5 protein-coding genes (1 of these 5 cut by a window edge) are annotated in these 15,653 nt (G+C 64.3%); all 5 read right to left on the bottom strand.

Annotated features, from left to right (window positions below; translation table 11 throughout):
• Nucleotides 1–8,625, bottom strand: part of the annotated coding region (locus Q0O99_RS08135) for an LEPR-XLL domain-containing protein (protein WP_293750294.1) (this coding region is incomplete at its 3' end). The annotated region extends 21,410 nt beyond the left edge of the window; 8,625 of its 30,035 annotated nt are in view.
• A complete protein-coding gene (locus Q0O99_RS08130) occupies nucleotides 8,622–9,554 on the bottom strand; it encodes a hypothetical protein (RefSeq protein WP_293750292.1) in 933 nt (310 codons plus the stop codon). The genes Q0O99_RS08135 and Q0O99_RS08130, both read right to left, overlap by 4 nt.
• Nucleotides 9,551–11,584, bottom strand: a complete 2,034-nt coding sequence (locus Q0O99_RS08125; protein WP_293750290.1) for a DEAD/DEAH box helicase — start codon at nucleotides 11,582–11,584, stop codon at nucleotides 9,551–9,553. The genes Q0O99_RS08130 and Q0O99_RS08125 overlap by 4 nt, the downstream gene beginning before the upstream one ends.
• Nucleotides 11,581–13,758, bottom strand: coding sequence for a hypothetical protein (locus Q0O99_RS08120; protein ID WP_293750288.1), 2,178 nt, complete (start codon nucleotides 13,756–13,758; stop codon nucleotides 11,581–11,583). Before Q0O99_RS08120 ends, Q0O99_RS08125 begins: the two co-directional genes overlap by 4 nt.
• Entirely contained in the window at nucleotides 13,755–15,653 is a 1,899-nt protein-coding gene (locus tag Q0O99_RS08115) for an HlyD family efflux transporter periplasmic adaptor subunit (RefSeq protein WP_293750286.1), read from the bottom strand. The genes Q0O99_RS08120 and Q0O99_RS08115 overlap by 4 nt, the downstream gene beginning before the upstream one ends.

The raw sequence follows: 15,653 nt of genomic DNA, 5'->3' as shown, positions 1-15,653 counted from the left end.
GGCCTTGATCTCGGGCAGATCGTCGCCTTCGGGCAAGTCCACATACAGGTGAAAGTCGAGCTTGGGCACGGCCACCGAGAAGTCACCCTCGAGCCAAGCCTGCATGTCGACCAGGTCGCTCAGCTGCATGTCCAGCCAGCCCACGGCCAGCTCCATCCCCCAATCGACCTCCGAAACCGGCAGGGTCTGGCCCGTCTGCTGGGCCTGCACATTGAGCGTGCCCAGGGCTTGCTGGTACTCCAGATAAGGCAGATCGACTTCGGGCAGCATGAGCTCGATGTCCAGCGCCGGACCCTGCAAGGTCAAGGACCCGACGTCGAGCATGGGCACCGTGATGGCGATGCCGGGCGACTGAAAACGCACACCCATGTCCAGCGGCACCTTGCCGCCAGGCACGGGGTCGGACAGCAGCATGCCGGCCAGCGTGACGTCCTTCCAGCCGGCGCCCACCTTGATGCCAAACTCCAGTGGCTCGTCCTCGCTGCCCAGGTCGATGGCAACCGACTCTTCAAGATACGGCAGCTCGCCAATGGCCGGCCCCACCACGCCCAGGTCAACCGTGGGCAGTTCAAACTCGACGGTCTCCGATTCGGTGTCGACAAAGGCCTCGATCAGGCTGTACACGCTCTCGGGCAGCACCTCCTCGAGCGTGAATTCGGCCAGGGTCAAACCCAGCCACTCACCTGAGAAGTTGTCGATCGGCACGCCGAACTCGACCGGCATGCCAAAGACCAGTCCCTGGATCTTAGGCTGGGTGAATGCGTAATTGCCCGGAATGATCTGGATGGCTTCGAGCAAGGCGGCCTTGATCTCATCGGGCTCGGTGGCATCGACCACCTGCGCGAGCTGCTCAGGACTGGGCACGAATTTCATTTCATCGAGGCTGACCTCGGTGCCGTTGAGCAATGCGTCCAGCGCGATATCCAGATCCAAACCAGGCAGGCTGGCTTGGCCCCTGGGCAGACTCGCGTCAATGTAGGCCGCGTAGGCATCGGGCGTCTTGAAGGTCAAGGACGTGCCAAAGCCCAGCGCCATCTCGGTGCCCAGCAAAGTGAGCTTGAAAGACGGCAGGGCCACATCAAAGTATTCAGGCAAGAAGGGCGCGATCGTGCCGGCCTCGGCGTCCTCGGGCAGATCGATGTACAGACGCAAATCGAGCTCGGGCAGCTTGGGATCGAATTCGCCCTCCAGCCAGGCGTCCATGTCAATCAGATCGAGCAGCAAGGTGTCTTGCCAGCCCACCGCCAGCTCCAGGCCCCAGTCGATCATGACGGGCTCGGCAGCCTCGTCGGTGGGGGTGGTTTCGCCGGTGCTCGCTTCCTCGGCTGGGGACGGCTCCTCGGCAACCGGTGGAATCAGCGGCGCCTGACCGAGGGCGTAGCGGAATTCGTAATAGGGCAGCTCTGGATTGGGCAAGATCAGCTCAAGGTTGAGCTCAGGGCCTTGCACGTCATAGCCCAGGATCTCGGTGACGCCGGCCTGGATCTTGATGCCGGTCTCCAGCGCACTGATGCCCGCGGGCTTGGCCTCGCCGGTCAGCATGTCGAGCAAGCTGGTGTCCTGCCAGCCCGTTCCGACCTTCAGACCGATATCGAAATCCTGCCCGCCCATCTCGACCGTGGTGAAGATGAACTCTTCTTCGAAGTAAGGCAGTTCGGGGTTGCTGACATCGATGACCAGCGCGTCGTCCCAGTAGTCCTCGGCCCGGTCCTCCAGACCCTGCACCTCCATCAATGCGTCGAGATCCATCATCGGAATCTCGACCCTGAGCGGTTCGAGCTCTTCGTCGACAAACTCCTGCAAGTGGTCGGGCGTGTCGATCACGATTTCGCTGCTGTAGACCAGCTCCACCGGCTTGCCCAGCACCGTCACGCGCACGGTGGGCAGCTGCACCACAAACTGCGCGGGCAGGAAGGTCAGCGAGTCGATCTCCAGGTCGCCAAAGAAGACCGAAGCGGTGAACTCGGGCAGCAGTGGCTCAAAGCGCCCGTCGATCAGCGCGGGCAGGTTGATCAGGTCAAACAGCTTGGCATCGGGCCAGCCGACTGATGCGCGCACGCCCCAGTCGTGGGCCTCGCCGCCGTGGTTGAGCGTGCCCAGCACCTCCTCGTAGCTGTAGTAAGGCAGCTCAGGATTGGGGAAGATCAATTCGAGGCTGAGCTCGGGGCCGGCGCGGCCCAGCAGCGAGCCAGTCTCGAACTTCACGCCCTGCTCGGTGCCGGCGAAGCCGCCCTTGTTGTCGCCGTTGACGCCGCTGAGAAAGTCACCCACACTGAGCTCGCCCCAGCCCGCGCCAAGCTTGAAGCCCACATCGCTTTCCACCCCGCCCATGGGGATGGTGGTGAGCACGATCTCGCGCTCGATCGAGGGCATGGGTGACTCCAGAAAGGCCAGCACATCGCCCACAAAGCCTTTGGGCGGCAGCAGCTCGTACCACAGGCCGCTGTGGTCGTAGTTCTCCTCCATCAGGTCGATCGCCTCGCCCTCTCCCATGTAGCGGTAAATGCGCCCGATGTTGCCGCCGGCCTCGTGGCCGTCTTCCACCATCACCTGGTTGCCAAAGGCCAGCTCGACCTCGCCGTCGCTGCTGCGGTAATCGACCTGCAGGTAGTCGCCATCGCCCTCCTCGTCGCCGGCCTCGCCGCTGGAGGTGGCGGTGACCACGGTGTCGGCCACGATGGCCGGCGCGTCGTCGGCCTGCACCGTCACCGCGCCGGCGACGTTGAGCGCGTAGTCCTCGCTGTCCTCGGGCTGCAAGATGAAGGCCTGCGCATCGGTGCTGACCATGTTGGAGGTCACCACGATGCTGGCCGCGGCACCGGCGCCTTCGCTGCTGGCCTCGTTGCTGGTGGTGGCGCTCAGCGTGGCCTCCATGCTGGCCAGCACGCTGAGGTCGCCGCCAATGTCGAGCTCGACCGTCTCGAGCTTGGCCAGCGCGACCAGCGGGTCTTCGTCGCCGATCTCCGAGCCCACCAGCGCATCGACCGCCTTGAACAGCACGTTCTGCGATTCCCAGCCCATGGTGTTGAAAGCCAGGGTGGCACCGACTGCGGAGCCGCCCGAGCTCATGGTGGCGGTGTTTTCGGCGGTGATCTCGGCCACGTTGTCGGCCTGCACCGTCAGACTGCCATCGGCTTGCACCGCGCTTTTGGTCAACAAGGCACGGCTGGAGCCGAGCACCACGTTGTTGGCGATCAGGGCGTTGATGGCCATGGGGCTGGCGGCTCCCGCACCCCCAACGTCACCCGCTGCACCGGTCGCGCCACCCGCATCTGCACCCGCATCGGCTTCGGCTGCGTCGGGGTCTTCGGGCGGGCTTTCAGTGCTGCCCGAGAGCACCGAGCTCAGGCTGGAGGCTTCGGTGGCCGCGATCGTCACGTCACCCGCGGCCGTCAAGTCCACCCGGTCGACGGCAGCGAGCACCACGCCGCGCAGGTCGTTCATGACCACCACGCCGCCCACTGCGGTGCCGCCGCCGCTGGTGGCGGCCATGGTCACTTCGGCTTCAATGGTGCCGGCATCGGTGGCCAAGACGTCCATGTTGCCGCCCACCAGCAGCGCCATGTCGATGGCTGCCGTGGCGCCGTCGATGGCCGCTTGCGCGGGGGTGAGCGGGCCCACCCAGGCCTGGCTGGTGGTGCTGATTTTGTTGCTGGCCAGCACAAAGCTGGCCGAGGCACTGGCGCCGTTGGCGACGCTTTCGTTGCTGATGGTCGCGCTGATGGTGGAACCCACCGGCGCGTCTTCTTCTTCGTCGAGCCCGCCGGCCTGCACCGCCACATCGCCGCCCACGGTGAAGGTGGTGGCCAGCACCAACGCGCTGACCACCGCAGGCTGCTCCTGACCCAGCGCGTCGGTGCCCAGCAAGGCGTCGATCGCGTTGGCAAACAGGTTCTGCGGCTTCCAGCCTATGGTGTTGAAAGCCAGGGTGACCCCGACGGCCGTGCCATCGGACTCCAGGCTGGCCGAGTTGTCGGCCGTGATGGTCGAAATATTGTCGGCCTGCACCGCCAGATTGCCATCGACGCTGAGCTCGCTGTGCGTGATCCGGGCCTGGGCCGAACTGAGCACCAGGTTGGTGGCGATCAGGCCGTTGACCGCCAGCGGACTGCCTGCGGCCGCATCGGCTTCGCCCTCTGCGCCTGGATCAGCGCCCGCATCGGCACCCGCATCGGCACCCGCATCGGCACCCGGCTCTGTGCCTGCATCCGCACCCGCATCGCCCGCCTCAGCCGCCGGATCTTCGGCCGCCGCCAGGGACTTGGTTTCGCCGCTGAGTGTGGCCTCGATGCTGGCCGACTCGAGCGCGAGCACGGTGAAGTCCCAGCCGGCCTCGCCCTGCACCCGATCGACCTCGGCAAACACATCGCTGCGCACATCGTTGCGCACCACCAAGCCGCCGACTGCTGCCGAGCCGCCGCTGCTGGCGACCATGCTCACATCGGCGGCCACGCCGGCCTCGTCGACCGCGCTGACGGTGACGAAGCCGCCCGCGCTGAGGGTCACTTTTTCATCGGCCTGCAACGCCGGGGCCACCGTGGCACGGGCCCGCGCACTCAGCAGGTTGCTCGCCAGCACCATGCCGGCGGCCACGCTCGCGCCCGAGGCATTGGCCTCGTTGACGATGGTGGCGGTGATCGACTCCTCGGCCTGCGCCAGCACCGACAGATCGCCTCCGGCCGACAAATTAGAGCCCGAGACAGTGGCCAAAATCTGCGCCGGCTGCTCGTCGCCAATGCGGCTGCCCAGCAGCGCGTCGAGCGCGTTGAACAGCACGTTCTGCGCCTTCCAGCCTATGGTGTTGAAGGCCAGGGTCACGCCCACGGCCGCGCCGTCGGCATCGGCCTTGGCGGTGTTTTCTGCCTCGATGTGCGCCGCGTTGCGGGCGCGCGCAATCAAGTCGCCGCCGGCGCTGATGTCGCTGTCCAGCACCGTGGCGCGCACATCGGAGAGCACCAAGTTGGTGGCAATCAGGCCCTTGAAGGCCATGGAGGCCGCTGCAGGGTCCTCTTCGGCGGCTGCCTCTTCTTGGGCCGCGGCTTCCTCGGCCGCAGCCTGCTCTTCGAGCGAAGCCTCTTCGGCGGCAGCCTCGGCCGCAGCCTCTTCCTCGGCTGCAGCCTCTTCCTCGGCTGCAGCCTCTTCCTCGGCTGCTGCTTCCTCTTCGGACGCATCGGCCTCGATGAGTTCAGGCAGTTCCTGGTCCGACAGCAAGGCCGTGATACTGGCCGAGCCGCGCGCAACCAAGGTCACATCGCCTTCGGCCTCGATCGCCGCGCTGTCGACCAGGGCCTTGACCACATTGCGCACATCGTTGCGCACCAGTTGCGCGCCCAAAGCGGCTTGGCCTTCGCTGCCCGTGGCCGCGCCAATGCGCGCGACGATGCCCGAGGTGTCGCTGGCCTTGATGAGCACATTGCCGCCAATGGCAAACACCGTGTCATCGGGCAGCTCCATCTCGCCCGCTTCGTTCTTGGGCGTGAGCAGCACATGCGAGTCGGCGCTGACCAGGTTGGAGGCCAGTGTCAGGCCCACCGCCACACCGCCGCTGGACTGCACGGTATTTTCAATCGAGGCGTTGATTTGCGGCACGGTCACGGCCGTGAGCGTGAGGTCTTCACCCACATCCAGCGTGGTGTTGGTGATCTCGGCGCTGGACTGAGCGCTGTCGGTCTGGGCCAAAGCGTCGGTGCCAATCAAGGTGTCGATGGCGGCCGAGAAAATGTTTTGCGGCTTCCAGCCGATGGTGTTGAAGGCCAGCACCACGCCAGCGGCGGTGCCCGCGCTTTCGGTGCTGGCGGTGTTTTCGGCATCGATCGTGGCGGTGTTTTCCGCCTCCACGCCCAGGCTGCCACTGACAGTGACCAGGCTGTCGCGCAGGGAGGCGTCGGCATCGATCAGGATGCGGTTGGTGGCAATCAAGCCGTTGGCCGCCACCGAGATGGCGCCGCCACCGGCTTCACCTGATCCTGCATCGGCACCAGCATCTGCATCGGGTTCGGCAGCGGCTTCATCGGCAGCGCCCCCCTCAGCCGCACCCTCTTCTTCAGCCGAAGCCACGACCTCGCCGCTCAAGGTGGCCGAGATCTGCGCAGTTGCCGAGGCGGTGATCGAGGTGTCACCCTCGGCGGTCAGGGTCAGGCTCCAGGCGTCGGCCGCCACCTGCGAGCGCACATCGTTGAGTGAGAACACGCCGCCGGCGGCCACCGTCGTGCCTGAGCCGCCCGCCACATTGGACGACATGGCCACGTCGGCGCTGATGCCGGCATCGTCCGTGGCCGACACCGTGAGGCCACCGCCAACATCAAGCACCGCTTGATCGGCACCGGCCAGCTGCTTATTGCCGTCGACAAAAGCACGGGTGTCCGAGCGCACCCGGTTGCTCGCCAAAATCATGGCCGCGCCCACCGACAGGCCGGTGCCGCCGCCCAGCACATCGGCGGCATTGCTGATCAGCGCCTCGATGCCCATGGTGTTTTCGGCGCTCACGCTCATCTCACCGGCCACCGCCAGGTCGCTGCCGCGCACATAAGCGTGGGTCAGCAGGGGCGAGGCGGTGGCGCCGATGTCGGTGCCCAAAATGCTGTTAAGACCGGCCGCCGCAATATTGCCCATGTCCCAGCCGACCGCGTTGAAGGCCAGCGAGGCGCCTGCAGCGGCGCCCGAACTGACGGCGGTACCGGCTTTGCTTTGGGCGTCGAGCGCCGCGCTGTTGACCGCCTGCACCGCCAGGTCGCCCTCGGTGGTTTCCAGCGTGCTGTCTTCCACATAGGCCAGCACTTGGCCGTTGAACTGGTTCCACGCAAAGGTGCCGCCAAAGGCCATCTGCATGCCAGAGGCGCCGCCTTCGCCTTCAGCCGGGGCTTCACCTTCTGTGGCCTCGCTGTCAAACACCGCCATAGACTCCAGCGAGACGCTCAGGGTGCTGTCGTTTCTGGCCAGAACCGCCATCTCGCTGGCGCTGACCGTGCTGCTGAGCAGATAGGCCGAGACCTTGCGATCGACCGTGTTGGTGGTCGAGGCAATGCCCACCTTGAGCGTGTCGAGCTTGGGGATGTCGGCCGAAAAGCCTTCGCTGGTGGCGGTAAAACTCGCCAGGTCCTGGGCGATCAAGGCAATGGCGCCGATGCTGATGAGGTCGGAGCCTTGGACCCAGGCCTGGGTGCTGCCTTCCACCTTGTTGCGGGCGATCTTGCCATTGGCCAGGGCGCTGGTTTCGTTGAGCGCATAGACATTGAGCGCACCCACTTCCAGGGCGGAGTTGGCCACAAAGGCCTGCACATCGTGGTCGATGTTGCTGATGTGCAAGCCCACCAGGGACGACATCACCGAGCCGTAAATGCCGGCGTTCTCGCCGTCTTCGTTGCCGGCGCCATCGAGGCTGGCCGCTGCAATGTGCACCAAGCCATCGGCGCTGCCGATGCGCGTGGGATTGGCCACGCTGTCCTGGCCACCGAGTCCGGCGACTGTTTTGCGCACCACATCGATCTGCGTCCAGCCCAGCTCAAAGCCCTCGAGCGCCTGGCCGGCCTGGGTGTCCTTGCTCAAGCCGGTGATCTCGCCATCGGCCATGTCGAGCACGACCGAGGCATCGGTCCAGTCAACCGCCTCGATCAACAGGCCCACGCCCGGGTTGCCCTCGTCGTCGGCCATGGGGGCCACGCTGATGTCCACGCCGCCTTCCACCAGCGCCTCGGTGGTCTGCACCAGATCGAGGGCCAGCCGCCCGCCAATCAAGCCGTCGTTGGCCGCCAGCGCCCAGCGCGACTCGGTGATCGCGCTCATCGCCAGGCTCTGGGCGGTGACGCTGGCGCCATCGGCCACGCGCACCCGCGCCGTGGTGCTGCCATTGACCTCGTAGTAGCCGGTCAGCGTGACCTCCTGCTCGAGCTCGACCGAGACCTGCGCGGCCAGCACCACATTGCCCACCACCTGCACGGTGCCGGCCACATCGATGCTTGCGCTGAGCTCCAGATCGTCGGCGCCTACGGTGAGCTGGCCCAGATCGCCCGCGAAGCTGTCGCGGGCCATCAGCAGCACATTGCTTTGGCTGGTCAGCGTGCTCGTGCTGGGAATGGAAATGGACTCGACGTCGACCGACAAGCTGGTGGTGCCGAGGTCGACGTTGTCGATGATCAGGCGGTCGATGCCGCCTTCGCCGCGGATGCCCAAAATGCTGCTGGGCTTGGCAAACACGAACTCATAGGGCGATGGACCGTCCATGCTCGACAGGCGCAGCATGCCATTGCCGTCGTTGCTCAAACTCATCTGGCTGTCGCTGTCGCCCAAGTCGAGTACCAGGGCCTGCAACTGGGAGTTGAGTTTGAGCAGCGAGGAGGTCGAGCCCGCCCAGTTGAGCTTGCTGCTTTGCTGCGACTGCGGCCGCGTCAAATCAATCAGGGTGGCGATGCTGGAGATGGCCTCCAGATCGAGCGGATCGGCCGTGCGTTTGTTGGCGCTGTACGCCAGGTTCTCCACCACCAACGGCTGCTCGCCGTCGGCCCGGTTGAATTGGATCAAAGGCTCGGCCGAAAGCAAGATGCGGTCTTCGAGCCGCTCCACCGTGCTGCGTGAGCGCCGAAAGGCGAGGTGCATGCGGTTGGGAATCCAGCGTTTGGTTTTTTTCATAGAACGTTTTCCTGCACAAGTGTGCTTTGCTGCCGAGCAGCCGACCCGCTGGCCTTGAGCACGGCGCGGGCTTGGGTGCGATCAATCGCCCCGTAAACAATGACAAAAGGCTGACCTTGACCGTCGAGCCCGGCATGCAGCCAGCCCAACTCCTGATCGGCCCAGAAAGAAAGCAATTCGGGTTGCGCCTCTAGGCGCAGGCTCCAGGCGCGCCACAAGGGCTTGAGCGGCGCCAGCGCAGCGGCCACCGTCAGGCCGCTGCCATAAAAACGCAGGCCCACGCCACGGCGGGCGCTGCCGGTGTCGCGCACCAAGAGCAAACGCGGCTCGCGCCAGTCGGGCACGGCATACAGGGCCGATTCCAGGGCCTGACCCAGCGCGGCATAGACCTGGCGCTGCGCCTGGTCCAGCACCTCTTGCGGCTCGCGCAAGAGTCCGACCATGGCCGCCCCATCGACGCCCGACAGGCGCCAGTAATCGGTCTGCCGCGGCGCACCCTGCGCTGCGGCATCGCCCTCGATGGTCCATTTGCACGAGGCAATTTGCAGCGCCACCTGGCGCTGTTCGGGCGCAAGCGGCCGCATGTCGGGCGCGGGCAAAGGCCACTCCAGGTAGACCTTGGCCACCGCCTGCGCCGCCGTTTGCTCAAGCGCCAGGCCGATCTGGCGAGCGCGCGCCACACCGTCGGTGAACCACTGGGCGTCGGCCGCCGGCAGGCCCAGCCGCGCGGGCAGGCCCTGCAAGCGTGCCGGGGCCACGCCCACCGGCGAAAATCCGGCCAGCCAGCGCCCGCATTCAATGCCCGCAGGCGACAGCCGCACCGAAAATTCGGCCCCGGTGATCGGCAGGCCATCCAGCTCGCCGAGCATGGCCGCAAGCGCTTTGGCGGCGCTTTCGCGCCACTGCGGCCAAGGTGGCAGCGTGCTCATGCCGCACCCCGCTGTTCAAATGGCAGGGCCGAGGCCAGCCAGTCGTCGTGGCGCAGCACCGAAAAGCGCCGCTCAAAGGCATCGGACTCTGCGCGCCGCTGGGCCCACTGAAAGGCCCTCAAGCCAAGCCCTGAAGCCCACTCCACTGAGCAGCCATGCAGCCAACGCAGGCCCGAACGAACGGCTACGGGCATGTAACGGCTGGCCAAGTTGTCTTCCAGGCACAGGTAGACCGACACACTGCCCGGATCACCCTGGCGACCACAGCGGCCCGCGAGTTGACGGTCAATGCGCGCCGATTCATTCACTTCGGCAATGACCACATGCAAGCCACCCTGGGCTTCAACGTCGGGGTGCAAGCGAATGTCGGTGCCACGACCGGCCATGTTGGTGGCGATGGTGATGCGGCCGGGTTCACCGGCTAAGGCCACGATGTCGGCTTCCTCTGCGTGGTGCACGGCATTGAGCACCGTCGCTTCAACGCCCTGGCTGAACAACAGCTGGGCCAAAATTTCGCTCGACTCCACACTGCGCACACCAACCAAAACCGCGCGACGGGCTTGTTGCGCTGCGATCACTTCACGCGCCACCGCCCGCCACTTGTCTTGCGTGCTGACCATCAACTGTGCCGGCAACACGCGGGTCAGGCGGGGACGGTGTGTTGGCACGCGCACCACGCGCATGCGGTAGACCTGCCACAACTCATGGACGGCTTCCCACACGGTGCCGGAACTGCCAGACAAGCGGGGGAAGCTGCGGAAAAAAGCCTGAAAACTCATTTGGCTGAGTGCCTCGTTGGGGTCGGTGATCTCCAGCCCCTCCTTGGCCTCTACAGCTTGATGCAAACCCGCGGTGAGGGTGCGGCCAGGGGTCATACGGCCCGTGAATTCATCGAGCAAAACGATTTCACCGTCATCGACGAGGTATTGATGTCCAGCCTGAAAGAAGCAATGGACCTGCAAGGCCTGGCGCAACAGTTCTTCGCGCCTGGGGGCGGGCCGCCACACGGGCGGCAACCGATCGGCCAACGCCGCCAGCGCTTGGATGGCCCCTTGTTTGAGGACCACCGTGCGCGTGCGTGAGAGGCGTTCATAGTCTTGTTGCGGGACCAATTGGGGGGCCAATTGGGCCAACAAAACCACGGCTTCGCTCAAGCCCCGACTGGGGCGGCGTGCCGACAAAATCAGCGGGGTCACGGCTTCGTCGATCAAGACACTGTCGGCCTCGTCCACGATGGCGGTGTGCAAACCCCGCACCAGCAACAATTGGGAAGGCTGGGCGCTGGGCGGCTGGCCCATCCATTGCTGAAACTGCTGCCAATTGGCATCTTGTCCCTGACCTGCGGCCAGTTGGTCGCGCAAATGGTCGGCCAACAAATCTTTGGGGGTGACATACACCACATCGGCGGCATAACGCGTTGGGCGTTGCTCGGCAGGCACCTCGGCATAGACGGATGCCAGGCTCACACCGCAGGCGTCGAACAGCGGGCGCATGGTGTCTGCATCGCGCTCAGCCAAGTAATCGTTGGCGGTGATGACATGGCAGGGACGGCCGCTCCAGCCAGCCAAGACGGCCGCCACCGCCACCGTCAGTGTTTTGCCCTCGCCGGTGGCCATCTCGGCCAACCAGCCTCGGTGCATGGCCAAAGCCCCCATGAACTGAACCGGATAGGGCTGCATGCCCAACACCCGAAAGGCCATTTGGCCCACCAGGGCCAGGGCCTCGACGAGTTGGCCTTTGGCGTGCACCGGGTCACGGCGCAAATTTTCTTTGGCCAAACCCAGGGCTTGAGTGAGGGCCGACTCATCGAGCTGGCGCATCTCGGTGCACAAGCGCGCACAAGCTTGGGCGTCGTGGGACAGCCCTGCGGCCTGGCTGGGGCGGCGCTTGAGCCAGCCTTGGCCGCGGTCCACCCAAGAGTCCAGGCCTTCAGGCAGCTTTTCCAGAGGGCGCAGTTTCTCCAGCACCGCACTGCGCTGGTGCAAGGGTCGCTGGGTGCTGTGGTGCGCGGGGCTCATGGTGGCGCTCATACCCTGAACTTCCTTTGCAGGAACTGCCGCAAGCCACGCTCCCATTGGAACAACAAAGGCGAATGGGGCAAGCTGATGCGCATGGTGCCGACCCGTCCGTGCAACAAACGCAGGGCCTGGGCCTCCTGTCCGTGCAGGTCGGGCATCTCGGCCTGGACCCTGAAAAAGGGTTCCGCCGCTGTCAGACCGTTGGGGTCAGAACTTTGCACAGCAATGTCGCCGCCACCGGCCATGCCCAAGGCTGGCGAGGGCAGTTGGCCCTGCTCAAAGGGCATCACTTCGGTTTGACGGGCCAACACATTGAATTCTTGCTGACCGGCCAAACGAATTTCGGTTTGCAAAACCCCGGCTTCAAACAGATGCGTGCCCACTTGGGGCAGCACGGCCACAAACCGCCAAGCACGCTCATCGACCACCGTGCCCAGGCTGGCGCCTCGCGCCAACCACTGGCCTTGGCTGGATTCGAGCTCGCTGGCGCTCCAAATGCCCGCCACCGGCGCCAGCACCGTCAGGGCCGCTTGTTGCCTGCGCAGTTCAAGCAGCTTTTGTTCCACCGCTTGACGCTGACGCCGCAGGGGCTCCCAATTGGCCACCGCCTGGCTGATGGCTTGCAGCTCTTGCGAGATCAGTTGTTCACGCTGCTGCCGGGCCGATTCGATTTCAAAAACCAGTTCGGGATTGCTCAGGGTGAGCAGCGCTTGACCCGGCTCCACCCAACTGCCCGGGCGCACTTTCAAAGCCACCAGGGCGCCACCACTGTCGCTGTACAGGGCCCTGGACTGCGTGGCTTGCAGCACCCCCTTGACCCTCACTCGGTCGGGCAAGGGCACGGCCGCCAACAGACCCAAACTCAGACCGGTCAGGCCCATGGCCGTCAGCAAGGCGCGGGCGCGCTGATGCTGCAGCTTGGGGCTGGAGGCCAGGTATTTCACGAACTTGTAAAGCGGCAACACCACAATGGTGAAAAACAAAAACCAGGCCAAGGCCACGCCCAAGTCCAGATATTGTTCGGCGATGAAAAAAATGATGGTGGCCATCAAGACCACCCAATACACCAGACTGATGACGCCATACAGCGGCAGCAACAGCGCCTCGTTGGCGGTGCGGGCAGCCGGTTGCGCGGTTTTCAGGCCCAAAATCCAGTATTCGCCCAAGTACTTGAGTTGGTCTCGCGAGCGTTGGAACAAATTGGGCACATCCAAGAAATCCACCAGCATGTGATAACCGTCAAAACGCATCAACGGATTGAGGTTGAACAAGATGGTGGACACGCTGGCCACAAAGATCACGTTGTAAGCCAATGCATTGACCACGCCGGGCGCGGTATGGGCCCAGACCAAGGCCGCCACGGCGGCCACAGCCAACTCGCTGAGCACACCCGAGGCCCCCACCAACAGGCGCTCGTAACGGCTGCGAAACCCCCAGCTGGCCGTGGCATCCATGTAAGGCAGCGGTGCAAACATGAGCAGCATCACGCCCATTTTGTGGACTTCACCGCCATAGCGTTTGCACACAGCGGCGTGGCCAAATTCATGCACCAGCTTCGCCAGCACCAGGCCGATGTAAAGCAAGCCCAAATTGGCCGGTGCCAGCAAGCCCGCAGACTGCTCAAACACTCGGTCCGAGTTGTCCAACAGTGCTTTGCCGCCCCACACCAACAACAGCAGGTACAAACCCACACCCATGGGGCCGAGCAGCCATCGGATCCCAGGCAAGGCACGGTCCAGCCAGCGGTCGGGATCGATCAAGGGAATCTTGATGGACAAAAATCCCATCAACAAGGCCTTGATCTCGCGACCACGGCGTTGTTGGTGACGTTCAAACAAACTGGCCGCTGCGGCACCACGGTCGAACTGGAGCAAATTGGACAGGTGCAACTGACCCAGCAGCTGCACCACTTCTTCTTGAGTCAGCGCCACATCGGGTTGTGTCTCCATCAAGTCGCCCCAGACTTCATCGATGGTGCGCTGGGCGCTCAGTCGGCTCAAAAAAGCATAGGCATCGGCCGTGACACGGAAAAAATCGCTGCCCAAGCTGTCGCGCAGCACGACCCAGTCTTCGCCCCGGAATGTTTGGCGGTGCGCACGCACGCTGCTGCGCAAACACGCACGAACGCCGGCCACGCGATGCCAGGTGTCGCTGTAGGTTCGTCCGCTGGCGCTGTCCATGCTCATAGCCAGAAAAACTCCCGCAAAAACCTGACGGTGCGGTGCGTCAAGACCCAGATCAATGGGCGGTCACCGGCTGACAACTTGGCGCTGCCCCCCATGCCAGGACGCCACCAGGCCGGAATGGGAGACAAGACTTTGGCCCGCGCCAGGTACACACTGCGGCCTTCGCGCAAGGTGGAGGCCGGATCGATGCGTTCCAACTCGATGTCAAAGCGCAGGTCGGGCCGTCCGACCAAGGCGAACTCGCCACGTGTGCCGGGCTTGACCTCGTGGACATCGACCTGGTCAATTTCCAACTCCAAATAGGTGTCGTCGGTTTGGGCCAGTTTGAGCAACAAGTCGCCCTTGCGCAAAGGTGCACCCAGGTTTTTCTTGAGCTCGCCCTCCACCACCACGCCGGCACGGGGCGCGGTCACTTTGGCGTGCGCCAGTTGGTGGCGCACCAGGGCCAAGCGCGAAGCCGATTGGTCCTGACGCGCCAGGTTGATCTGCATCTCGGCCAGTTGTCGGCTGGCTTGGGCTTTTTCGGCTTCTCGGCTGTAACGCATGACATCGGCTTGTGCCATGGATTCTTCAAGCACCAGGTCGCGCGTGTCCAGTTGCACCAAGACTTGACCGGCTTCAACTTTGTCACCCACCTCGACGTTCACGTGCTGCAAATAGCCATCAAAAGGCGCGGGCATGAAGAGCAAATCCTTGCTGCGCAAAGTCAAAGTGGCGTCGACTCGGAATGACCAGGGCAAGAAGATCAAGACCAGCAAGGTCACCAAAGACAGCAGCCCCGCCAATTTCCAGGCGCTTTGCTTGGGTTGCAGGCTTTGTGACAGCCATTTTTGCAGCCTGGATTTGGCGCGTGCGCCCCACCATCGGTCGCTTTGCTGAAGTTGCGCCAAAGGACGCACCACCGTCTGTCCCATCAGGTGCAGCTCCCACAACTCCTCGGGGGTCCACACGCCCTGACGCCTTTCCAGGCACAAAACGCCCTTGACCTCAGTGCCCTCACGCAGCGGCACGCTGGCCAAGGCCGCCACGCCTTGCATCAAGGCGTAGGACTCGTGCGCGCGGTGCACTTGGCGTGACGCCTGTGGCACGGGGTAGACCAAATCGCCCGATTGGTCTGCCGCCTCTTCCATGGCACTTTCCAACGCCCGTGTCAGGTTGGATTGCGGATCGAATTTTTCAATGTGACTGATGGCGGTCAGGCGGACATAAGGCGGGTGCATCCAGCCCAAAGAGACACGGTCGGTGTCAAAACGCACGGCCAGAGCGTTGCACAGCTCGTAGGCACGGTGCAGAAACCGGTCCTGCTGGGACAAGTCGATGGAGAGACGCAAGATTTGGTAGAGCCGCTGCGCATGGGGTTCGGCCGAAAGCGGGTCGTTCGCGTCGCCCAGCACTTGGGCGGTCTGCAGTGCAGAGGTCTCGGCCGATTGCCTGGCATAAGCAGCAGGCACTTGCGCCACGGACTGAGCCCAAGCCTGCCATGGGTTTGAGGACTGCTCTTGGCTCACCGTCAACCAGGCCACCAAAGCAGCGACACGGCTGGCACCCACGGGTGCGTTCGGCAGCGGCATGGCCAACACGGATGCGCCTTGCGCCTTGTGGTTCAAGACGGGTTCACCCGGTTGCGCGTGCTGCAACAGCTGCAAAGCCTCATCGGCATCACTGGGCAGTTCGGGCGCCTGCGCTGGCCATTGGGCCAGGGCTTGCCAAGGCTGTCCCACACCCGAGGACAACAACAAGACGCGCCGCGCACCCAATTGCTGCCCCACGGCTTGGAGGTACTGCTCCCAAAACACCTGCGCTGTGCCTTGCAATGCCACCAGCTCGGCCCACACCGAACTGACAGACGCCGCATCTTGGACTGCTGGGTTCAATCTTTGAGAAGACGCGTTCAT

Source organism: Limnohabitans sp. Rim8, from assembly GCF_945901735.1.
Taxonomy (GTDB): Bacteria; Pseudomonadota; Gammaproteobacteria; order Burkholderiales; family Burkholderiaceae_C; genus Limnohabitans_A.
This window is presented reverse-complemented; position numbering and strand designations above follow the sequence as displayed.

Coding starts and splice junctions, on each gene's coding strand:
- Q0O99_RS08125 (WP_293750290.1), bottom strand. CDS start 11,584: ATGAGCGCCACCATGAGCCCCGCGCACCACAGCACCCAGCGACCCTTG.
- Q0O99_RS08130 (WP_293750292.1), bottom strand. CDS start 9,554: ATGAGCACGCTGCCACCTTGGCCGCAGTGGCGCGAAAGCGCCGCCAAA.
- Q0O99_RS08115 (WP_293750286.1), bottom strand. CDS start 15,653: ATGAACGCGTCTTCTCAAAGATTGAACCCAGCAGTCCAAGATGCGGCG.
- Q0O99_RS08120 (WP_293750288.1), bottom strand. CDS start 13,758: ATGAGCATGGACAGCGCCAGCGGACGAACCTACAGCGACACCTGGCAT.